Genomic DNA, 19,564 nt, shown 5'->3' on the forward strand with positions numbered 1-19,564 from the left:
CCGAATGAGCTGCCGGCGGGTCCTGCTTGTGGACGATCACCCTCTGTTTCGCGAGGGGCTCAAGGCCCTGGTGCAGCAGACCGGGCAGTACGAGGTGACGGCCGAAGCCGGCAGCTGCGCCGAGGCCCTGGCCCTGGCCCGGCAGGTGCGGCCGGATATCGCCATCGTGGACCTTTCCCTGCCCGACGGCAGCGGCGTCGAACTGCTGCGGGAGCTGCAGCAGGAGGTGCCGGGCCTGCGCGTGGTGGTGGTGAGCATGCATTGCAAGATCGAGTTTGTGTCCGAGAGCTTCCGCGCCGGCGCCGGCGCATATGTGCTCAAGGAGTCCAGTGCCGAGAGCCTGGCCCGGGCCCTGGAAGCCGTGAGCCGCAACGAGCAGTACCTGGACAGCGCTGTCTCGCCCAAGGTGCTGCAAAAATTGATGGAGTTCTCCAATCGCCGGGCGATGATCTCAGATTCGCCCTATGCCAAGCTCACCAGACGCGAACAGCAGATTTTCCGCCTGCTGGCCGAGGGCGTGCACCCGGCAGATATCGCGGCCTCGCTGTTCATCTCTCGCAAGACCGTGGACAACCACCGCGCCAACATCATGAGCAAGCTGGGGTTGGCCAGCACCATTGAGCTGGTGCGCTACGCCGCGCGGTTGGGCGTGGTGGATCTGGAGTCGTGAGCGTTCGGGGGAAGAACCTTTCTTTAGAAAGGTTCTTCCCCCGAGTACTCTTTGCAAAGATAATTCTCTCTAGAATCGCACGTCGCCGCCGTTCATCACCGCGGCCATGTCCCGCATGACTTGCAGAGATTCTTCGGCTTCCTTGACGTCCATCTTGCGCAGGGCAAAGCCGGCATGCACCACCAGGTAGTCCCCGGGGCCAGCCTGGCCTTCCAGCAGCAGCAGGGAGGCTTTGACAAAGGTGTCGCTGGCTCCCACGCGGCAGGTGGCCACGCCATTTTCAATGGTTTCAATACGGGCGGGAATGGCAAGGCACATGCGCGCGCTCCTTGGTTACGCCGATTTGGGAGTAAAGCTGCCGCCGTGGGCGGCGATTTCCTTGAGGGCCACCTCGGCCATGAGGGGCAGGCGTTCCTGGGCCAGGGGGGAGATTTCCGGGTGCATGGTCTCGTAATCGAAGGGCTCCATGCCGATGATCACGGCCTCGGGGCAGTGCCCGGCCAGTTGGCAGAAGATGAGGGTATCCACCAGATCGGTCTGATGCATGGAGTTCTTGAAGGCCAGGCTCTTGCGCAGGTCGTCCCCTGTGAGGCGGTAAATGGCGCCGGGTTCGTCGCCGCCGAGCACGGCATCCAGCACGATGAGCAGATCGCATTCCATGATGGGTCCCATGAGGCGCATGCCCAGGGTACCGCCATCAAACAGGGTGACTTGTTCCGAAAAGTCGTAGCGCGCTTCCAGGTGCTCCACCAGGCGCACGCCCAGGCCTTCGTCGGTGTACAGGATGTTGCCGACGCCCATGACGAGGATGCGGGGAGAGTCGTTGGACATGAACACCTTGATAAGACGTCAGGAGCCCGGCGGCAAGGCCGGGCTCCTGGTTGTTGCGTTGGGTCTGGCGTCCGGAACTACAGGATGCGGAACTTGTGCACCTGGTTGGACTCCGGATCGATCACGTGCACGCCGCAGGCGATGCAGGGGTCGTAGGAGTGCACGGTGCGCAGGATTTCCACAGGACGCTTGGGATCGGCGATGGGCGTACCGATGAGGGCCTGTTCCACAGCGGAGAGTTTGCCTTCGGCGCAGCGGGGGCCGAGGTTCCAGGTGGAGGGCACCACGAGCTGGAAGTTCTCGATCTTGCCGCCACGCTGGACAATCCAGTGGGAGAGCATGCCGCGGGGCGCGTTAACAAAGCCCACGCCCTGGGACTCGGTGGGGTACTGCCAATCGGTGTAGAGATCGTCCTTGCCAGCCTTGACGTTGGCTTCCAGCTTGTCCAGCCACACTTCCACTTCCTGAGCGGCGGTGAGGCACTGAATGCCGCGGGCGGCGGTGCGGCCCAGGGTGGAGAACAGGGCTTCGGGGCCCACGCCCAGGGTCTTGAGGACAAGATCCACAGCCTTGACGGTGGGTTCGTGCTTCTTGGCGTAAGCCACGAGCACGGAGGCCAACGGCCCCACTTCGAAGGCTTCGCCCTTGTACCGGGGGGCCTTCATCCAGGAGTAGCGATCTTCGCCGTGGAATTCGGTCCACTTGGGCTTGGTGACGCCCTTGTACGGATGGTGGGCGTCCGCGCCTTCGTACCAGGAGTACTTGACGTGCTCCTCGATGAGGTCGGGGTTGAAGTCGTCCACCTTGCTGAGGTCGTTGCCCCAGATCACGCCCTGCGGGGTGTAGCGGGAGTTCAGATCGTATTCGTCGGTGGGGAATTCGCCGCAGGTGAGGAAGTTGGACGTTTTGCCGATGCCGGCCCAGTTCTTGTAGAACCCGGCCACGGCCAGCAGGTCCGTGATGTACACCTGCTCGATGAACTCGCGGACTTCCTTGTACAGCTTGCGGAATTCGGCGATGCGTTCGGGACGCAGGGAGTCGTAGTTGGTGCAACCACCCACCACGGTGAACTGGGTGTGGGGGTTCTTGGCGCCGAAGATGGCCATGGCCCGGGCGGCCTTCACCTGCACGCGCAGGGCTTCCAGGTAGTGGGCGGTGGCGATGAGGTCCACTTCCGCCGGCAGCACATAGGCGGGGTGGCCGCCCAGGAAGTAGGCGTTGGTGAAGATGCCCAGCTGGCCGCTTTCCACCAGGGCCTTGACCTTGGCCTGCACGGCCTTGAGGCTTTCCGTGGTGGTTTTGCGGGGGGAGAGATCGTTGGCCAGGCGGGCAGCCTTGGCCGGATCGGCGTTCAGGGCGTTGGCCACGTTCACCCAGTCAAGGGCATGCAGGTGGTAGAAGTGCACCAAGTGGTCGTGCATGTATTGCGCGCCCATGGTGAGGTTGCGCATGAGAGTGGCGTTTTCGGGAATCTTCACGCCCACGCAGTTGTCCACGGCGCGGACGGAGGCCAGGGCATGCACATAGGTGCACACGCCGCAGGCGCGCTGGGTGAAGTGCTGGGCGTCGCGCGGGTCGCGGCCCTTGAGGATCATTTCCAGGCCGCGGAACAGCGTGGACATGCTCCAGGCGTTCTTGATCTTGCCGCCTTCCACTTCCACTTCAATGCGAAGATGGCCCTCGATCCGGGTGATGGGATCGACGACGATCTTGTTGCCTTGCATTTCAGACATCGGGTCTTCTCCTGTGCGAAACGAAGTTCCTGGCTAGTGCTCGATGAGCTTGGCCGCAGGTCGTCTAGGCGCTGTAGAACGGCGAATAGAGATCCCAGAAATTGGGCTCGCTGCAGGCGATGCAGGGGTGCCCGGCCTGGACCGGCCAGTTGACCTGGTTGAAGAGCTGCTTGGGGCAGTTGTTGTACGTATCAGGACCCTTGCAACCCAGCTCATAGAGGCAGTAGCCCTTCTTGGCTTCAGGGGAGCCGAAGGAGGTGGCAAACTCGCCCGCTTCGAAGTGCTTCAGACGGGGGCAGTTGTCGTGCACGGTTTCGCCGAAGAACATCACCGGGCGGCCTTGCTTGTCCAGCTCGGGCATGCCCTTGGTGAGCAGATGCACCACGGTGCCCACAAAGTTCATGGGGTTCGGCGGGCAGCCGGCGATGTTGATAGCCTTCACGCCCAGTTTGCCCAGGGCTTCGTTCACACCCACGGTGCCCGTGGGGTTGGGCTTGGCAGCCTGCACGCCACCGTAGGTGGCGCAGGTGCCGATGGCGATGACAGCCTTGGCCTTGGGAGCCACTTCGGCGCAGATGTCGTACATGTTGCGGCCGCCGACCTTGCCCCAGTAGCCGCCGTCGCCCATGGGAATGCCGCCTTCAATGACGCAGACGAAATCGCCCTTGATGGCTTCGTGCAGGGCTTCTTCCACGGCATGACCGGCGCCAGCCATGAGGGTTTCGTGATAATCCATGGAAATCACATCAAGAATGAGTTCGTCAACGTACGGGTCAACGGTCCGCAGCACAGATTCGCTGCAGCCGGTGCATTCTGCATTGTGCAGATACACCACGCTGGGGCGCTTCTTGGCGGTCAACGCCTCGGCAACCTTGGGGGCAAAGGCGGGACCCATACCCATGGCGACGGCCACGGCCGTGCAGAACTTCATGAAGTCGCGGCGCGAGACGCCCCGGCGCTCCAGGCGTTCCTCGACCTGGTCCTTGCCACGTCCAATGTAACACTTCATTTACGTACCCTCCGTCCTCTCTAGTTCTAAGGTCCGTTCGGACACACACACCCAGTGTTAGGATCAAACAGGGCCTGCTTGCGCGCATTGGAACATGCGACAGTAACGGCTGGAGTTCCACACTCTATACCAAGCGCTGCGCGTCGTCATCGGGCAGGTCCAGGCAGCTTGAAGTGCATTGAAGGCATTGATAATGCATGTCTTCGTAAGATGTTAGAATTCGTATCTACGCGTGGAGGCATGCCGTGTCAATGCTTTTTCCGGTTGTATCTGCTACTTTGCTTGTGAAATCTTGCGCATAGTGAGTGTTGTGCTTTGTTTCAATAGTCATGCCTTTTTTGTGCTACGTATTAAATTTTTATGCTATTCATGGCCGCAAGCATTCTGGCTCAGCTCAAATAAAAAACGCGCCGGGCGGGTGCCGGGCGCGTTCACAGCAAGGAGGGGCGGTGTGGTTTTTCTATGACACGGTGACCCGGATGTCTGCCGCCAGCACGCCCACCACGATGTCCTCGCGCCAGATGGGGGTGGAGATGGTGAGGCACGGCGAGTTGGTGGCTGTGGAGACATACACCGGCGAGATGTACGTATCCTGCAGCTTGAGCGGCCCGGCGAACCAGGGCCTGTTGCTCCAGTTGCGGCCTTTGGCGGCGGGGTCGTTCAGGTGCGGCAGGCCGGCGCCGCCGATGTTGGCAGTGGTCTGCACGCCCCTGGCGTCCGTGGCGTAGAGCAGTTCGAAGTAGGGGGATTTCGCCGCGGCCTGGCGCATGTCCGTCTCCATGCGGGCGGGGTCCATGGCCTGCATGCCGGCGGCCATGCGCTCCAACTGGGCCTGCACTTCGCCCTTGCCGATGAGTTGCAGCACGCCGTTGCAGGTCACCAATTCTTCCGCCTGACGGCTCAAGGCGGCGATGGTCCGGCTGGCGGCGAGCATGCCGTCGGTGGTGCGGGCGGAAATTTCATGGATGCGGGTCACGGCCTTGCTGATGTCTGCGCTGCTGCCGGCCTGCTGTTCGATGACGATGGCCAGCTCCTGCACCTCGCTGGCCGTGCCCTGGGCCAGGGAGACGATTTCCGTCAGCGCCGTGCGGGATTCGGCCGCCCGGGAGGCTGCGTCTTCCACTGCGCTGGAGGCGTGTTCCACGTGGGAGAGGCTGGTGCGCGTGCCTTGCTGGATGCCTTCAATGGCGGCACCCACTTCCCGGGTGGCCTGCATGGTTTTTTCCGCCAGTTTGCGTACCTCGTCCGCCACCACGGCAAAGCCCCGGCCGGCATCGCCTGCTCTGGCAGCCTCGATGGCGGCGTTCAGGGCCAGGAGATTGGTTTGATCGGCGATGTCGGAAATCACGGTCATCACCGCGCCGATGCTTTCGGCCTGGTGGCCCAGGTGGGTCATGTTCTGGGAGAGGGCGGCGGCCTGTTCTCGCACGGACGTGATGGCATCTACGGACAAATCCACCACGCTGGCGCCTTGTGCGGCCTGCCTGCGGGCGGCGTCGGCGCTGTCTGCTGCCTGGCGGGCACGGGTGGCGGCGTGATCAAAGGCGGCTGTCATGCTGGAGACGGCTTCGGCCGTGCGGTCCACCTCCACCTGCTGGCCTGCTGCGCCGTCGCTTACCTCGGCGGCCACGTGTCTGAGTTCCTTGGCCATGGTGGCGATGGAATCTGCCACGGTTTCCAGGGTTTCCCCGGCAGCGAGCATGCCGGTGCGGCGGGTCTCGTCCTTGATGATCAGCCGTTGGGCCTGGCGACGGGAGGCGTCGGCTTCCAGGGCGTGTTCATTGGCGTCACGGGTCAGGGCGGCCGCCTTGTCCAGGGCGTCATGCAGGGCATCCACCATGGTGCACAAGGACGTGCGCAGGCTGGCCAGCCGGCCGATGAACGGACCGGAGACGCAGGGCGGACGCTCGCCGTGGGCCACGGCATCGGCATAGGCAGCCAGGGCCCGCAAGGGGGTGAGCAGGTGGCGGCGGACGAATACATCCAGCGCACCGGCGGCAAGGGCCACGGCGACCAGACCGCCCAGCAGGGCGGCAGTGCGTGCCTTGGCCACGGCGGCAGGTGACACCCCCTCCACGCCTTCCAGTGCCAGGGAGAAGGCAGCCAGCACCACCCCCTCGACAACCAGCAGACAGACCACTGCCACACAGGCGACGACAATTCGCAACGTAGGCTTCATTATTCCATCCCAAGAAAAATGAGGAGGTTGTCCTCGACACGCCGAGCGTGGGCATCGTGCAATTTTCCTGCCCGTCAGGTCAACTGGATTGCGCCTCTCCCAGAGATCTGTGACGTTATTGTCAAGTCAAACAGCCACTTCGCTGCTTAGGGCATTTTATCTTTGAGAAGAGTTCCCCCAGACCCCCCTCCCCAAAGACTTTNTTTTGCAAAAAGGTTTCCCCTCTCGCAATGTCCTTTTTCAAAATTAAAATGCTCTAGTATCCCAGCAGCTCCACCACCTTTTTTTCCTGTACACTGACAATATGATAATACTTTTCCTGCGGAATGTTAATGTAGGGCACGTCCTGCTGCCGGCGGAACAAGAACTGGGCCAGGATGGCCCGGTTCACCGCCTGATGCCCCACGATGCAGATGTTTTGCGAGACGCCTGCAATCCAGAGCGCCTTTTTGAGGCCACGATCCACGCGCGACTGCAACGTGGCGTAGCTCTCGCCGCCAGGATAGGTGTATTGATACTTGTCGGCGCTGCGGGCGGCGAATTCCTGGGGCAGGGTGCGGCGCATCTCCTCATAGGTCATCCCTTCGCAGATTCCGGCGTGAATCTCGTCGAATTCCTTGATGACCATGTGCCGGGCCTCGGGGCGTGCGCATAGCAGCGGTTCGGCCATTTGCCGGCTGCGCTGTTTGGAACTGGTGAAGATGAAGCCCAGCGGCAGCGATTTGAGGTGTTCGGCCATGGCCCGGGCTTGGCAGTTGCCGTGATCGTTGAGCAGAGGATCGCCGCCGATGCGCTGCTCGGCGTTCCAGGTGGTCTCGCCGTGGCGCACCAAGTATAGCCCCTTCACCCAGTCCGCCACCAGCAGGTCACGAATCTGGAAGTAATGCGGAAAACGGTCCTGGATGTGTTCCTTGAGGACACGGTTGTTCAGCGTATCCAGCACCAGATGGTTTCGTTCGTCGTTGAGGGGCGTGTATAATTTGCGGTAAAAGTTGATGCGGTCCTCGAAGCTTTGCCGGGCCTCTTCATAGGAAAGATGCGAGAACTCCGGCAGCCGGGTTTTGCGGTCGATGGAATAGGCATACAGCTCAGGATCGTTGTTGACGGTCTCGATGTAGAGAATAGGATGTTCGTGGAGGTGGGATTCGATCTTGGCACGGCGCGCCCGGCTGACGTTGGTGGCGTCCAGGATGGCGATCTCCCCGCCATCCTGCAGCCAGTTCTTGGCCTCATACAGGTTGATGAGGGCGATTTCATCCCGCAGGGCCGAATACTGCGCGTTGTCCGGATTGTAGAATTCCGCAAAGGACGTGTTGCGAGGGAACAGGCGGCGGCGCACGTCACCATTATTGAAGGTGCGTACGGCGCGGCCGTCTCCGGCCAGGGTCTCTTGCAGCTTGCGCGCCAGCACGGATTTGCCGGTGGCCGGCAAGCCCATGAGCACGATGTACAGTTTTCCTGCGGTGGCCATCCATGCTCCCTGCGCTCAGGGCGAGTTCGTAAAGGTTTCTTCAAGAATGTCAGCCAACTGTCCGGAGGTGAAGAGGTCTCGCAGGATCATGGGGCTCCTGGCGGCATCACCGGTGGGGAATATGGCCACCACCGGGATGGACTGGCTGCCCAGCGCCTTGAGCAGGGCCATCTTGCGGGCGTCTTCCTGGGTCATATCCACCTTGATGAGCGTCAGGCCGTAGCGCTCCTGCAGGGGCTTGATGACGCTGTCGCGCAGGGTGGTGCTTTCCAGCACCTTGCAGTTGGGGCACCAGTCCGCGGTAAAGTCCATCAACACAGGCTGATTGCCAAGATGTTGCCCGAAGCGGACGGGGTCGAAGGGTTCCCAGACCACGCCCTGGGTGCCGGGGGTCAAGGCCCAGGCCACGGCGACGGCAATCAGGCAGGCGGCGGCGGCGCGAATGCCCCAGCGCAATATCCGGGGTTGGGAAAGGGTGGTCCACTGACCCCACATCCAGGCGGAGAAGCCCGCTGCCCACAGGCAGACCAGGGCAGGCGTGAAGAGGGATTGGGGAAGAATCTGGACAAGATAAATCGTCGTTCCCACCAGCAGGAAACCCAGGCCGCGTTCCAGGTGAATGTTCCAGACCCCTGGCCGCGGCAGCACGCGTACCAGACTCGGCCAGATGGCCATGCCCAGGTACGGCACGGTCATGCCTGCGCCAATGGTCATGAACACCGGCAGGATGGTGGAGGGGGAGCGGCTCAGGGTCCAGCCCAGCACGCCGCCCAGCAGCGGGCCGCTGCAGGGGGTGGCCAGCAGGGTGGCCAGCACGCCGGTGCTGAAGGCCTGCAGCCGCGGCCGGTCCGAAGGGCCGCTGTTGCCCTTGAGGTCGATCATGGGCAGGTCGAAGACCCCGAAGAGGGAGAGCCCCAGCATGAACAGCACCACCGCCAGACCCAGCAGCAGGGCCGGCTGCTGGAACAGTTGCCCCCAGGCCAGGCCGGCCAGACCCAGCACCCCGCCCAGGATGAAGAAATAACACAGAATGCCCACGGCGAACCAGATGGAATGCTCCCGGAACTGCCGCTCCTGCTCGCGCCGGCTCTCCTGCCCGCTCACGGCGAGGATGGCGGAACACTTGAGGCTGAGCACCGGCAGCACGCAGGGCATGGCGTTGAGCAGCATGCCGGCCAGAAACGCCAGCAGCAGGGCCTTGCCCAGGCCGCCCACCTCCAGGCCGGGCCGGAAGAATTGTGGCGCAAAGGCGTAGTCGTCCGTGACAATGGCATCCGCTGCCGTCGCAGTTTCGGGCACGGGCGGGGAGGGCGCCTTGCCCGGGGCCGAGGCGGTATAGAGCGCCTGCAACGGCGGGGACGCCATGGAGGCCAGCGTCTGGGGGCGGCTCTCCCAGCGGTGGGACACAGCCTCGCGCACTGGCCAGCAGCTTGTGTCCGAGCAGAAAAGCATCTGCAATTCGCCGCGGATCTCCAACGGGAAGGCGCTTCCGGTCAGGTCAAGAAACAGGGGGGTGCGATCCAGATAGGCCCGGATGATGGTGCCGGGATCGAAGGTGTCGGGCTTTTCCACGCCGGGCATGTACCGCACGGCCTGCACTGCGCCGTCCGCCGGGGTAAAGGTGGTGGGCTGCCCCAGCAGCCCCGGAGAATGGCTGTAGGTGTACAGGCCCGCCCCGGGGGTGATCCACAGCACGGCCGTCAGGCGGCCGTCGGGATGGGCGGCGAGTTCCCATTCCAGCACATGGGTGGAATCCTGGGCGAATGCCGCCGCCCCCGGGCCGGTACCGGGGCTGCCGGCAAGGAAAAGGACGAGCCATGCCACAAGCATGGCAACCCTGGCCAACGGGGGGGTACAGCGTGGTGCGATCATTTTTTTTGTGTGCCCGAAAAAAAATGTGGGCACAAGGATTGACTTCTCCGGCCGCCTTGGCTAGAAGCTCTTTCTCACGGACGGCGCGGGCCATTAGCTCAATTGGCAGAGCAGTGGACTCTTAATCCATTGGTTCAAGGTTCGACTCCTTGATGGCCCACCACTGAAAGTAACGGGGACTGGCGAAAGCTGGTCCCCTTCTTTCGTTGCAGTGTCCGATGTGTTTTTGCACGCCTTGTGCAGTTCACTGTGCCTGCTGTTGCAGCGCGGATGCCGCGCGCTGCGCAGGGGCGTCATGCCGGCAGAGCCTGCGAATGCTCCCGCGGCAATTCCACCACAAACGTGCTCCCCCGCCCTGGTTCCGACTGGACGCGAATGCGGCCGTGGTAGTGCTCCACAATCTGCTTGCAGATGGCCAGCCCCAGCCCCGCACCCAGGGGCTTGTTCGTCTCCATGCTGCCCCCGGCCTGTCCGACCTGATAAAATCGGTCGAAGATGCGGCCGATCTCCCCGGCGGCAATGCCCGCGCCAGTGTCCGTTACCCCCAGCTGCACCACGGTCTGGCCGGTGTCGTGGATTTCGCGCACGAAAAGCAGCACCTCTCCCTGTGCCGTGAACTTCAAGGCGTTGGAGAGCAGGTTGATGAGCACCTGCATAATGCGGTCCGGGTCCAGCTGCATGGGGGGCAGCTGTTCGGGAATATCCAGTCGCAGGCGCACGCCCTTGTTTTCGCCAAAGGCAGCAGCCAGGGCGCGGGCGGCGTCCCTGGCCAGGGCAGCCAGATCCACAGGACCATCCTTCCAATGATAATATCCTGAATCCAGGCGGGAGAAGTCCAACAGATCGGTAATCAGCCGGGTGAGCCGTTCGCCTTCCTGCACGATGATGTCCAGATTGGCCAGGATGGTGGTTGCGCTCTTGGCCAGCCTGGGGTCCGTGGCCTGTGGCGCAAAGCGTTTGGCGAACTCCCGATGAATGAGCTTGGCGAATCCCAGCACCGAGGTGAGGGGGGTGCGCAGGTCGTGGGACACGGTGCTGAGGAAGGCGCTTTTGAGTTCGTCCAGCTCCAGCAGGCGGCGGTTGGCTTCGGTGAGTTCCAGGGTTCGTTGTTCCACCAGGGTTTCCAGCTCTTTCTTGGAATGCTGCAACACCTGACGGGCGTTGTACAGGTCCGTCACATCCTCCATCACGGCCACCACATCCGAGCCTTGCCCCGACACCATTAGCGGCGCGGCATTGAGGGAAAGGACACGACGCTGCCCGTCCGGCCGGCGATGCCAGGCTGTCCAGCCGTGCATGGGGGCAGCCTCGGCCAGGGCGCGGGCCATGGGCAGGGTTTCGGGAGGGAGCAGGGTGCCGGACTCGTCTTCCAGCTCCAGACGCCAGTCCTCGGGCAGGGACGCGGCCGTCTCCAGTCCCAGTATGCGCTTGGCCCGTTCGTTGAGATAGGTGGCCCGGCCGTGCCCGTCGAAGGTGGCGATGCCCAGGGGGCTGGTTTCGATGAGGGAGCGATACCGCGCCTCCGAGGCCCGCAGGCCGCCCAGGGCCTGGTTGAGCGCCGCCAGGGAGAACGCCGCCAGCACCAGAATGCACAGGGAGATGAGCCCGTTGATGGTGGCCAGCCAGGCGGCCGGGGCCAGAATCTCGTGGGCGTCCGCCTCCACCACCAGCAGCCAGCCGGTATGCGCATTGCGGCCCGCCACGGCCATGCGTTCGGTTTCCATGCCTGCAGCGCCGGTGCGGTATCGCAGCACCTCCCCGGTGTTGGCAATGGCGTCCAGGGCGGCCAGGTGCGGGCCTGGATTAAACTGGCCCGGCGTGGCCCAGGACGGTGTGATAATGATGCCAGTTTGCGGATCCAGCACCACGGCGCCGCCGCTTTGGCCCACGCGCAACTCGTCCAGCAGGCGCTGGGCAAAGCGTGACGTGTCCAGCACCAGATAGAGCACCCCGGGCTTGTCCATCTCCTTGGGCGCCACCATGGTGGAAATGATGGTGATGGGATATTCCACATACCGGCCTTTCGAGAGGCTCTCCACCACGGTCTCGCCAGTCAGGGAGCGCTGGAAGAAGCCGCGGTCTGCAATGGAAATGACGCCGATGATGCCGGGATCGGACGCGGCAATGATGTCCCCGGTGGCATTTGCCAGCATGATGCGGGCGATGTCCCTGTCCCGGATGCGGTCCGCCAGCCGGGTGTTGGCCGCGGCCCGGGCAGAGCGCCCCAGATAGGTATCGGCCAGGGCCAGGGAAAAGATGTCCTCCTTGCTCCATTGGACCAGATTTCGGCGCAGTTCCTGAAACTGGTTGTCCAGTTCGAGATTGAGGAAGCGCAGGGCCTGCACGGCGTGGCCCATGGCCAGCTCCTCGGCGGCGCGTTTGGTGTGGATGTAGGAAACAATGGTGATGAGGACAAAACCGGTCAGCAAAAGGGAGAGCACCGGCGCGAGCTTGCCCCGTCCCCCGGGCGGGAGGGCATGTGGCAGCCGGCCTGCTCTCATCGCAGCACCACCCCGGCAGCCTCGATGATTTCGTACGGGATGGACAACTGCAGTATTTCCGCTGTCTTGAGATTGACCATCACCACTCCCCGTTCGTTGATGCGCGGGGGCAGTCGCCCGGCGATGACGCCGGTGAGCACCTCCCGGACCATGAGCCCGGCCAGATAGCCCTGCTCGTGTCCGGACTCCAGAATCCCGCACAGCAGGTCGTGCTCCATGGCCACGTCGGAAAAGCCAAGGGTGGGCAGGGTGTTGACGCTGTTTGTCCAGGCCATCACTGCATCGGGGTGCACCACAGTGCCGTCGTCGTCCAGCAGGGCGTTGTACAGACCCAGGGCCAGGGCGTCGGCATGGGTCTGGTAGTGCAGAATGCGTTCCTTCCAGTCCTGGAAGGTGCGCAGCTGTTCCACGCCGGCAAGCTCCAGATCGTAGGGGCCGTGCTCAGCCAGGTCCCGCAGCAGCTCATCGACGACATAGCCGCCGGCATCGGAGGCTTCCAGCAGAAACGCCACGCGGCTGGCCTGGGGAGCGATGCGCTTGAGCAGGGCGAAGCCTTCGCGATAATGCCAACGCTCGCGTACGCCGGAGATGTTGGCCATGGGAAAGCCGTATTTGGAGAGCGGCGCGTTGACGCCGCAGAAGATCACCTGCGGCCTGTCCCGTCCCTTGAGTCGGGGCGCCACCAGCAGGGCCTGGGCGGCGTCGTCCACGCTCACCACCACATGGGGTTCAAAGGCTTCCATACGGGCAAAGGCCTCGTCCGCGGCCTGCTGCAGGAGAACAGGATCCGGGATGCGCTTGGCGTCCAGATAGACGGTCTCAATCTCCAGCGCAATGCCGTGCAGGGCTTCTTCCAGGCCCAGATTGACGGCCCGGCACCAGACGTATTCCGGGTTGTAGCTCTGCAGCACAAATACCCGGCGCGCGGTCTCGGGCATGGCGTGCCCGGTGGCCACGTCCAATCCCAATCCCACGCCCAGATGCAGCAGCCAACCCATGAACGCGCGTCTTTGCATGATCCCCCCGTTCCCATGCATCCGTGTCGCCCTTGTCGTCCATGACGGACGAAGTTGACGGAATAGACGCGCAGTATACCCGAAGGGGGCGCAAAGTCCAACGGGTTGGCGGGGGGACGTGGTCCATCAGGGCGATGGAGCGCCGAGGTGAGGGCTGCGGCTGGGGGCAGTCCTCACCTCGGAAGCCGGGGGAGTGATGTCAGGCCTGCGGTTTGCGCCCGATGCCGATAGCGCCGACAGCGCAGGCATCCAGACAATCGCCGCAGTTGGTGCAGTTGGGCTCTTCGGGCCGTGTCCCCATGGGGCACAGGCGCAGGCATTTGTTGCAATCGTTGCACGCTGACGTTTTATAGACTCGAAATATCGAAAGCTTACGAAAAATATCCAGCAGGCTGCCCGTGGGGCAGGCAAAGCGACACCATGCGTTGCCCAGTACCAACCCCAGGGCCAGGAGACCCAGCACCACACCGGTACGCCACAACCACAAAGGGAACGCATGCTCGAAGGTGAGGGCCACGGCTCCAAAAAAATCGCCCACGCGGATGGGGACGTTGGTGCGCGGCTGGCCCAGGAGAAAATACACGTACAGCGCCGTGGCCAGGCCGAGATATTTGCCGTACGGCGCCAGACGCGACACCAGGGACCGGCGCTGCAGCCTGAAGGGCGCTGCCAGGCTCATCAGCTGGCTGACCAGCCCTCCCGGGCAGGCCCAGCCGCAAAATGCCCGCCCGAACAGGACGGCGGAAAGCGGCAGCAGCAGCCAGAATCCCCAGAACATGCTCAGGATGCGCCCGTGGCAGGTGACCACCGGGCAGCTTTGGCAGGACAGATACGGCACCACAAAGGGACAGCGGAAAATGCCGTAAAACGACCATTGCCCGATGATCCCCAGCATGACCACCTGCGAGAGTCTGCGCCACAGGGTCAGGCGATGTCCCCGGGAACCCGCCCGGCAAGCTGAAGGGCATGAAGGTGCAGCCAGCGTCTCAGACATCCTTGACCCCCAGTTTTTCCACCAGTTCCCGGCCCTTGTCTGACTTGGCCGGTATGAAGCCACTGCGGGCAAAGTGAGCCTGACCGGCATCGGAGGTCATGAAGGCCATGTAGGTCTCGGCCAGGGCGCGATCCTTCGCTTCCTGCATCAGGCCCAGGGTGAACGTGAGCGGTCCGGGAGGAAACAGGGAATCAGGGATGGAAAACACGTCCAGCTTGCCGGCGGTTTCGGGCAGCCGTGCAACGCGCAGTTCCACAATCATCACATCTGCTTTGCCATCCACCACATCGGTCACAGCCGTCTGCACGCACGTGCCCGGATGCGCCACATTGCCCATGACTGCTTCCAGCAATGCCGCCTTCTTCAGCAATCCAGTGACGGCCTGTCCACCAGGGGGAGATGCCTCCGGGGCCATGGCCACGCGCACGCCGGGGCGGGCCATGTCCTGCACGGTGGTGATGCCCGCCGGGTTGCCCTTGGGCGTCACCATCACGTAACTGGTGAAGCAGAGGGGGACGAAATATTGCATCCTGCCGGCGGCACGGAGTTTTTTGGCCAGATCCAGCACCCGCCCGGCAAACACCTCGGTGGAGCCGCTGGCCAGCAGGGACTTGCCCAAGGCCGCCGCAAAGGCGCCGGTATAGGCGATGTCCACCCCGGTGGATGCGGTGAATTCCTGATGGGCCGGCAGCATGGCTTCGGCCAGGCCCCCGCAGGACCAGACCTGCAAATGCTTGCCTTGTCCCGTGGCAGATCCGCTCGCGGATGCAGGCAGGGCAAAGGCTGCGCTGGCCACAGCGCCGCTCATGCCGGTGGCGGCCAGTTTCAGAAAGCCCCTGCGCGTGGTCTCGGACATATGGGCAGCTCCTCCCGGGTTGCAACCAAGCCATGCAGCCGGATTCGTGCGAGCCCGGAGGATCCTGCATGGTGGCATCGACAGGGACCATACGGATCCTGCCCCGGGGAGTACAATCGATAATCTTGATTTTTCATGTATGAAAAGACAGCAGTAATCAATGGGTTCAACAGGCAAGCGCCTTGCCTGCCGGGGGAAAATGTGCGAGCGCCAAGCTGCGCCGATGCTGCAGCAGCCACCTCAAACTGACGGGAGGGTCCATGCCGCGAGCCGTCTTTCTGGACCGCGATGGCGTGCTTATCGAAGACAAACACTACCTGCGCCATCCGGATCAGGTGGCGCTGTTGCCCGGCGTGCCGGCAGGGCTGGAGCGGCTGCTGCAGGCGGGATTTTTGCCTGTGGTGGTCAGCAATCAGTCCGGGGTAGGGCGCGGCTATTTCACAGAGGCGGAGGTGGACGCGGTGCATGCCCGGCTGCAGGCCCTGCTGGCCGCCCGGGGCATCCCCCTGGCGCATTTCTATTATTGCCCCCATGCCCCTGCAAAAACGCCGGACGAGCCCGGCTGCGCCTGCCGCAAGCCGGCGCCAGGGCTGATCCTCGCCGCGGTGTCCGAGTTGGGCATTTGCCTGTCAGACTCGTATATGATTGGAGACAAGCGCTCGGATGTGGGCCTGGGCCGGGCCGTGGGCATCCCGGCCATTCTGGTGACCACCGGCCATGGCGCGACGGAGCTGCAGCGTCCGGGCCCGACGCCGGATCATGTGGCAGCGGATCTGGACGCTGCAGCGCGCTGGATCGTCGCCAGGGAGAAGGCCCGCATCAGGTCCTGATGATCTTGGTGGCAAGCTGCATGCTGGTGACCACATCCAGCATGTTCGTGGTCTGGCCCACGGCCTTGGCCGCCATGAGTCCGAAATGCTCCAGACAGGTGCCGCACACCAGGATGCTCACGCCGGCGCGTTCCAGGGCCTGCAGAGGCTCCAGGGCCGGATGTTCGGCCGTGGCCAGTTGCACACCGGCATTCACCAGGATGATGCGCCACAGGTCGCCGCCGAGCTCGGGCAGGGTCTTGAGGAAATTCAGGAGCAGCCGGCCGCCGAGTTCGTCATCCCCGTGCCCCATGGTGGCCGCCGGGATGAACACCAGGATGCGCTGGGAGAGGGCGGCCAGTTCCTGATCGGACATGATCCTGCATTCGGGGCAGTCGGCCGTTGTGGCGTCGCCTGCAGCGGCCTGGGCGTCCGCTCGCGCGCCGTGCAAGGTCCAGATGCCATCCGCAAGGGTCTGTTTCACGGCATACCCCTGGTGCTGCAGAAACCGGATGACATTTTCCCGGGCGGCGTCGTTGTCCACGAGCACCTCCAGCCTGGCCGGCTGCTGGGACTTCAGCAGCGTCTTGCACTGCAGCACGGGTTGCGGGCAGGCCAGGCCGCGACAGTCCACGGAGACGAAATCGGGTTGGTTCATGGGACATCCTCCAGAGGACGGAATGCCGCGGGGGATGCCTGGGTGTCAAATCGACAAATTCATGATCTCAAGGGAAGATGGATCAGGATTGCGGATCGGCGCTCAGGAAGGGCCCTTATGGTGATAATATGAAAGTTAACATAATTTACATTATGTGATGATAACCAGTGTGGTCAAAGGTGTCGTGTGAGAAGGACAACCGGTCGATCGCTACAGCGATTTAGCCAGCCACGTGCACAACACGTTGCCGGCGCAGTCGCAACTCGTCGGAGCCTGTGCTGTGGTGTCTTGTAAGAATCCCCGTCGCTCGTAGAACGCCCGGGCGTTGGCCGAAGCCCGCAGGTGCAATCTGTTCACGCCGCGCCGTCGGGCCTCGAGCTCCAGCATCCCCAACAAACGAGCACCCAGGCCTGTGCCTTGGACCGTGGGATGCACGTACAGCATCTTCACTTCGGCCCCGGCCAGGCAGGCAAATCCCACCAGATGCGCACCAGCATGCGCCACCACGGCATGCGCTTCCGGGCGCAGGCATTCGGCCAGCAGCTCCGGCGTGAACAAGGCCTTCCAGGCCTCGCGCTGACAGGCCGTGTACCAAACGTCCGGGATGGCCGTCACGGCTTCTTGCAGCAAAGGAAGGATGTCGGCGTCATTCGCCGGGCCAGCCCGGCGAATGACGAAGGCGGCGTCAGCGTGCATCGGCACCGCCTTGCCGCCGCGCCTGACGGCAAATCTCGAAAATGCTGATGGCCGCGGCCGAACCCACATTCATGGAGTTGCCCATGCCCTGGCTGGGCAGTTCGAGCACCACATGGGCCAGGGCAAGGATGCGTGGATCCACGCCGCGGCGCTCGTTGCCCAGCACCAGGCATGCCGGCATGGGCAGCCGTGCGTCATACGGCGACACGCTGGTTTCGGCCAGCTCCAGACAGATGATCGTATAGCCGCGCTCACGGTATTGCTGCACCACGGGCAAAGGATCTTCGGCCAGCTCCCAGGGCACCCAGCGTTCCACGCCCTTGGTGCTGCGGCGCATCTTGGGCGATCCCGGCAAGGCCGCATCCCCGCAGAGCCAGACTTTTTCCAGCATGAAGGCATCGGCCAGTCGCAACACGTTGCCCGCGCTGGAGGCATGGCGCAGGCTGTCGCACACCAGGGCCAGCGGCGTGCGCGGCAGGTTCGGGAACTCCAGCCGGGACGGCTTGCCCGTGCGCAGTTGGCGTGTGGGCGTGGGAGCAAGCAACTCCGTCTGGAACGTCATTATCCCTGCCCTGCCCCATCGCCGGCCAGCGCCTTCCAGTCGTCCAGGAAGGTTTGCAATCCTTTGTCCGTGAGTGGATGCCTGGCCAGTTGCTCGATGACGGCGAACGGCAGCGTGGCCACATCCGCCCCGGTGAGGGCCGATTCCACCACATGCATGGGATGGCGGATGGAAGCCACCAGCACCTTGGTGGCGATGTCGTAATTGTCGTAAATGGTGACGATCTGCCGGATGCACTCCATGCCCTCCTGGCCCAGGGCATCCAGCCGGCCGATGAAGGGCGAAACATACGTCGCCCCGGCCTTGGCCGCCAACAGGGCTTGCATGGGCGAGAACACCAGCGTGACGTTGGTGGGAATGTCCATGGCGTGCAGCTCCCGCACGGCGATGAGCCCTTCCAGGAGCATGGGAATCTTGATGACCACGTTGGGACCGAACTTGATAAGCTCGCGGGCTTCGGCCAGCATCTCTTTGGCCGTGGTGCCCACCACTTCCAGGCTCACGGGGCCGTCCACTTCCTTGCAGATGGCCTGCATCTGCCTGCGCCAGTCCTGACCTTCCTTGCGCAGCAGGGTCGGATTGGTGGTGACGCCGTCGATGAGCCCGTAGGCCTTACACTTTCTGATTTCGTCCAGGCTGGCCGTATCCAGAAAAAATTCCATGGCACGCTCCCTTGGGATGACCGGAGGTGATGAAAACCAGCGGAGGCCCGAGCGGCTCGGTTCCCCCCGAAAACAATCCTGCTCCCTTAGGCCTCTTCTTCTTCCTTGTCCTTGTCCTGCACCACCGATTCGGGTGTCACTTCCCTGGCTTCCAGGCGACGGACAAAGGTATCGCGGCATTCATAGCTGCAGAACCGGTGCACGGTGTCGCCCTGGCGGACACGGATATCGGTATCCACATCCACGTAGGTGCCACAGACGGGATCCTTGACCAGCTCACCTGCGGCCACGCGTTCCTTGAGTTCCTGCTTTTTGCGTTTTGCGCTCTGGCGCTTGTCCCCGGTGAACATTTTGAAAAGAAGATAGCCCGCAAGGGCGAGGATGAGAAGTTTCCACATGATGCAACACTCCTGACGGTTCAGGATTCTGGGGACACCTGCCGGATGCGGTCGCCCTGCAACTCGAAGGCGAGCCGGGCAAGCGCATCGCGCAGAGGGAGCCCGCCCGGCTCGCCTGTCCGGCCACGGATGGGCAGGATCAGGTCCGGGGCCAGCTCCGCCAGGGGCACAAGCACAAAGGCGCGATCCTGCATGCGGGGGTGCGGCACGGTGCAGGCAGGATCGTCCAGGAAGGTTTTTCCAAACAGCAGCAGATCCAGGTCCAGGGGTCTGGCGCTCAGGGCCGGCCGCCCTGCCCCGCGCTCGCGGCCCAGGGTCAGTTCGATCTGCAGCAAAACTTCAAGCAGCACTTGAGGTGTGGTGTCTGCCGCCACTTCCAGCCGGGCCACCTGATTGGCATACCAGGGCTGGGTTTCCGGATCCGGCACGCCGAAGGGTTCTGTCCAGTACACGGCGGAAAAAGTGCCGCCCTGCACCATGGGCAGGGCCAGCACATGCGCACGGGCGGCGGCCAGCTGGGCCAACGGCGCCCCGGCCGGGCCGGCCAGATTGGCCCCCAGGCCCACATATGCCGTGATCGCATCCATGCACTGCGCCAAGGTTGACGATGAACACACACGCCCAACGCGGGAGCCCGTACTCCAGGC

19 protein-coding genes and 1 tRNA gene are annotated in these 19,564 nt (G+C 63.4%); 3 read left to right on the plus strand and 17 right to left on the minus strand.

The features are described 5' to 3' along the window. Positions 1 to 4: 4 nt before the first annotated feature. A complete protein-coding gene (locus DGI_RS10360; RefSeq protein WP_021760961.1) occupies positions 5 to 670 on the plus strand; it encodes a response regulator in 666 nt (221 codons plus the stop codon). Positions 671 to 739: 69 nt separating this feature from the next. Here DGI_RS10360 and DGI_RS10365 read toward each other — a convergent pair whose 3' ends face one another. The 7 genes from DGI_RS10365 to DGI_RS10395 all read right to left on the minus strand — a co-directional run bounded on the left by DGI_RS10365 (position 740) and on the right by DGI_RS10395 (position 9,717). Next, entirely contained in the window at positions 740 to 988 is a 249-nt protein-coding gene (locus DGI_RS10365; RefSeq protein ID WP_021760962.1) for a HypC/HybG/HupF family hydrogenase formation chaperone, read from the minus strand. A 15-nt stretch (positions 989 to 1,003) separates the two neighbouring features. Continuing rightward, entirely contained in the window at positions 1,004 to 1,501 is a 498-nt protein-coding gene (locus DGI_RS10370; RefSeq protein WP_021760963.1) for a HyaD/HybD family hydrogenase maturation endopeptidase, read from the minus strand. Positions 1,502 to 1,578: 77 nt separating this feature from the next. Continuing rightward, entirely contained in the window at positions 1,579 to 3,234 is a 1,656-nt protein-coding gene (locus DGI_RS10375; RefSeq protein ID WP_021760964.1) for a nickel-dependent hydrogenase large subunit, read from the minus strand. A gap of 64 nt (positions 3,235 to 3,298) precedes the next feature. Next, positions 3,299 to 4,243, minus strand: coding sequence for a hydrogenase small subunit (locus DGI_RS10380; protein ID WP_027193030.1), 945 nt, complete (start codon positions 4,241 to 4,243; stop codon positions 3,299 to 3,301). Positions 4,244 to 4,703: 460 nt separating this feature from the next. After that, positions 4,704 to 6,422: a methyl-accepting chemotaxis protein gene (locus DGI_RS19535; RefSeq protein WP_021760966.1), complete on the minus strand. Its 1,719-nt coding sequence runs from the start codon at positions 6,420 to 6,422 to the stop codon at positions 4,704 to 4,706. 256 nt (positions 6,423 to 6,678) lie between these two features. Continuing rightward, positions 6,679 to 7,893: a bifunctional nucleoside/nucleotide kinase/histidine phosphatase family protein gene (locus tag DGI_RS10390; protein ID WP_021760967.1), complete on the minus strand. Its 1,215-nt coding sequence runs from the start codon at positions 7,891 to 7,893 to the stop codon at positions 6,679 to 6,681. 15 nt (positions 7,894 to 7,908) lie between these two features. Further along, on the minus strand, positions 7,909 to 9,717 hold the full coding sequence (locus tag DGI_RS10395; protein ID WP_158407320.1) for a protein-disulfide reductase DsbD family protein: 1,809 nt from the start codon (positions 9,715 to 9,717) through the stop codon (positions 7,909 to 7,911). Positions 9,718 to 9,852: 135 nt separating this feature from the next. On the opposite strand from DGI_RS10395, the gene DGI_RS10400 reads away from it, so the two are divergent. Beyond that, positions 9,853 to 9,928, plus strand: a tRNA-Lys gene (locus DGI_RS10400). Between the two features lie 130 nt (positions 9,929 to 10,058). Here DGI_RS10400 and DGI_RS17255 read toward each other — a convergent pair. The 4 genes from DGI_RS17255 to DGI_RS10420 form a co-directional block, all read right to left on the minus strand. Next, the gene (locus DGI_RS17255; protein WP_051349741.1) at positions 10,059 to 12,206 is read right to left on the minus strand and encodes a cache domain-containing sensor histidine kinase; all 2,148 of its coding nucleotides are present in this window, start codon (positions 12,204 to 12,206) and stop codon (positions 10,059 to 10,061) included. A gap of 56 nt (positions 12,207 to 12,262) precedes the next feature. Then, positions 12,263 to 13,282, minus strand: a complete 1,020-nt coding sequence (locus DGI_RS10410) for an ABC transporter substrate-binding protein (RefSeq protein ID WP_027193028.1) — start codon at positions 13,280 to 13,282, stop codon at positions 12,263 to 12,265. Positions 13,283 to 13,481: 199 nt separating this feature from the next. Beyond that, positions 13,482 to 14,177 (minus strand): 4Fe-4S binding protein, encoded by a 696-nt coding sequence (locus DGI_RS10415; protein WP_235619928.1) that lies wholly within the window; start codon positions 14,175 to 14,177, stop codon positions 13,482 to 13,484. Between the two features lie 91 nt (positions 14,178 to 14,268). Continuing rightward, entirely contained in the window at positions 14,269 to 15,132 is an 864-nt protein-coding gene (locus tag DGI_RS10420; RefSeq protein ID WP_021760972.1) for a substrate-binding domain-containing protein, read from the minus strand. Positions 15,133 to 15,392: 260 nt separating this feature from the next. On the opposite strand from DGI_RS10420, the gene DGI_RS10425 reads away from it, so the two are divergent. Further along, positions 15,393 to 15,962: a D-glycero-alpha-D-manno-heptose-1,7-bisphosphate 7-phosphatase gene (locus DGI_RS10425; protein WP_021760973.1), complete on the plus strand. Its 570-nt coding sequence runs from the start codon at positions 15,393 to 15,395 to the stop codon at positions 15,960 to 15,962. Here the strand turns inward: DGI_RS10425 and yedF are convergent. From yedF to folK, 6 genes are all read right to left on the minus strand, one after another. After that, positions 15,952 to 16,599 (minus strand): sulfurtransferase-like selenium metabolism protein YedF, encoded by a 648-nt coding sequence (yedF, locus tag DGI_RS10430; protein WP_021760974.1) that lies wholly within the window; start codon positions 16,597 to 16,599, stop codon positions 15,952 to 15,954. The genes DGI_RS10425 and yedF overlap by 11 nt on opposite strands. 210 nt (positions 16,600 to 16,809) lie before the next feature. Next, positions 16,810 to 17,295 (minus strand): GNAT family N-acetyltransferase, encoded by a 486-nt coding sequence (locus tag DGI_RS17260; RefSeq protein ID WP_021760975.1) that lies wholly within the window; start codon positions 17,293 to 17,295, stop codon positions 16,810 to 16,812. Beyond that, a complete protein-coding gene (locus DGI_RS10440) occupies positions 17,285 to 17,857 on the minus strand; it encodes an RNA methyltransferase (RefSeq protein ID WP_021760976.1) in 573 nt (190 codons plus the stop codon). The genes DGI_RS17260 and DGI_RS10440 overlap by 11 nt, the downstream gene beginning before the upstream one ends. Continuing rightward, positions 17,857 to 18,519 (minus strand): fructose-6-phosphate aldolase, encoded by a 663-nt coding sequence (fsa, locus tag DGI_RS10445; RefSeq protein ID WP_021760977.1) that lies wholly within the window; start codon positions 18,517 to 18,519, stop codon positions 17,857 to 17,859. The genes DGI_RS10440 and fsa overlap by 1 nt, the downstream gene beginning before the upstream one ends. 86 nt (positions 18,520 to 18,605) lie before the next feature. Next, a complete protein-coding gene (locus tag DGI_RS10450; protein WP_021760978.1) occupies positions 18,606 to 18,917 on the minus strand; it encodes an eL24 family ribosomal protein in 312 nt (103 codons plus the stop codon). A 20-nt stretch (positions 18,918 to 18,937) separates the two neighbouring features. Next, positions 18,938 to 19,504 (minus strand): 2-amino-4-hydroxy-6-hydroxymethyldihydropteridine diphosphokinase, encoded by a 567-nt coding sequence (folK, locus tag DGI_RS10455; RefSeq protein ID WP_021760979.1) that lies wholly within the window; start codon positions 19,502 to 19,504, stop codon positions 18,938 to 18,940. Positions 19,505 to 19,564: the final 60 nt, after the last annotated feature.

It is taken from the genome of Megalodesulfovibrio gigas DSM 1382 = ATCC 19364, from assembly GCF_000468495.1.
Lineage (GTDB): Bacteria > Desulfobacterota > Desulfovibrionia > Desulfovibrionales > Desulfovibrionaceae > Megalodesulfovibrio > Megalodesulfovibrio gigas.

What these genes read in the sequence shown, in the direction of transcription:
- DGI_RS10360 (WP_021760961.1), top strand. Translation starts at nt 5, where the DNA reads ATGAGCTGCCGGCGGGTCCTGCTTGTGGACGATCACCCTCTGTTTCGC.
- DGI_RS10365 (WP_021760962.1), bottom strand. Translation starts at nt 988, where the DNA reads ATGTGCCTTGCCATTCCCGCCCGTATTGAAACCATTGAAAATGGCGTG.
- DGI_RS10370 (WP_021760963.1), bottom strand. Translation starts at nt 1,501, where the DNA reads ATGTCCAACGACTCTCCCCGCATCCTCGTCATGGGCGTCGGCAACATC.
- DGI_RS10375 (WP_021760964.1), bottom strand. Translation starts at nt 3,234, where the DNA reads ATGTCTGAAATGCAAGGCAACAAGATCGTCGTCGATCCCATCACCCGG.
- DGI_RS10380 (WP_027193030.1), bottom strand. Translation starts at nt 4,243, where the DNA reads ATGAAGTGTTACATTGGACGTGGCAAGGACCAGGTCGAGGAACGCCTG.
- DGI_RS19535 (WP_021760966.1), bottom strand. Translation starts at nt 6,422, where the DNA reads ATGAAGCCTACGTTGCGAATTGTCGTCGCCTGTGTGGCAGTGGTCTGT.
- DGI_RS10390 (WP_021760967.1), bottom strand. Translation starts at nt 7,893, where the DNA reads ATGGCCACCGCAGGAAAACTGTACATCGTGCTCATGGGCTTGCCGGCC.
- DGI_RS10410 (WP_027193028.1), bottom strand. Translation starts at nt 13,282, where the DNA reads ATGCAAAGACGCGCGTTCATGGGTTGGCTGCTGCATCTGGGCGTGGGA.
- DGI_RS10415 (WP_235619928.1), bottom strand. Translation starts at nt 14,177, where the DNA reads ATGCTGGGGATCATCGGGCAATGGTCGTTTTACGGCATTTTCCGCTGT.
- DGI_RS10420 (WP_021760972.1), bottom strand. Translation starts at nt 15,132, where the DNA reads ATGTCCGAGACCACGCGCAGGGGCTTTCTGAAACTGGCCGCCACCGGC.
- DGI_RS10425 (WP_021760973.1), top strand. Translation starts at nt 15,393, where the DNA reads ATGCCGCGAGCCGTCTTTCTGGACCGCGATGGCGTGCTTATCGAAGAC.
- yedF (WP_021760974.1), bottom strand. Translation starts at nt 16,599, where the DNA reads ATGAACCAACCCGATTTCGTCTCCGTGGACTGTCGCGGCCTGGCCTGC.
- DGI_RS17260 (WP_021760975.1), bottom strand. Translation starts at nt 17,295, where the DNA reads ATGCACGCTGACGCCGCCTTCGTCATTCGCCGGGCTGGCCCGGCGAAT.
- DGI_RS10440 (WP_021760976.1), bottom strand. Translation starts at nt 17,857, where the DNA reads ATGACGTTCCAGACGGAGTTGCTTGCTCCCACGCCCACACGCCAACTG.
- fsa (WP_021760977.1), bottom strand. Translation starts at nt 18,519, where the DNA reads ATGGAATTTTTTCTGGATACGGCCAGCCTGGACGAAATCAGAAAGTGT.
- DGI_RS10450 (WP_021760978.1), bottom strand. Translation starts at nt 18,917, where the DNA reads ATGTGGAAACTTCTCATCCTCGCCCTTGCGGGCTATCTTCTTTTCAAA.
- folK (WP_021760979.1), bottom strand. Translation starts at nt 19,504, where the DNA reads ATGGATGCGATCACGGCATATGTGGGCCTGGGGGCCAATCTGGCCGGC.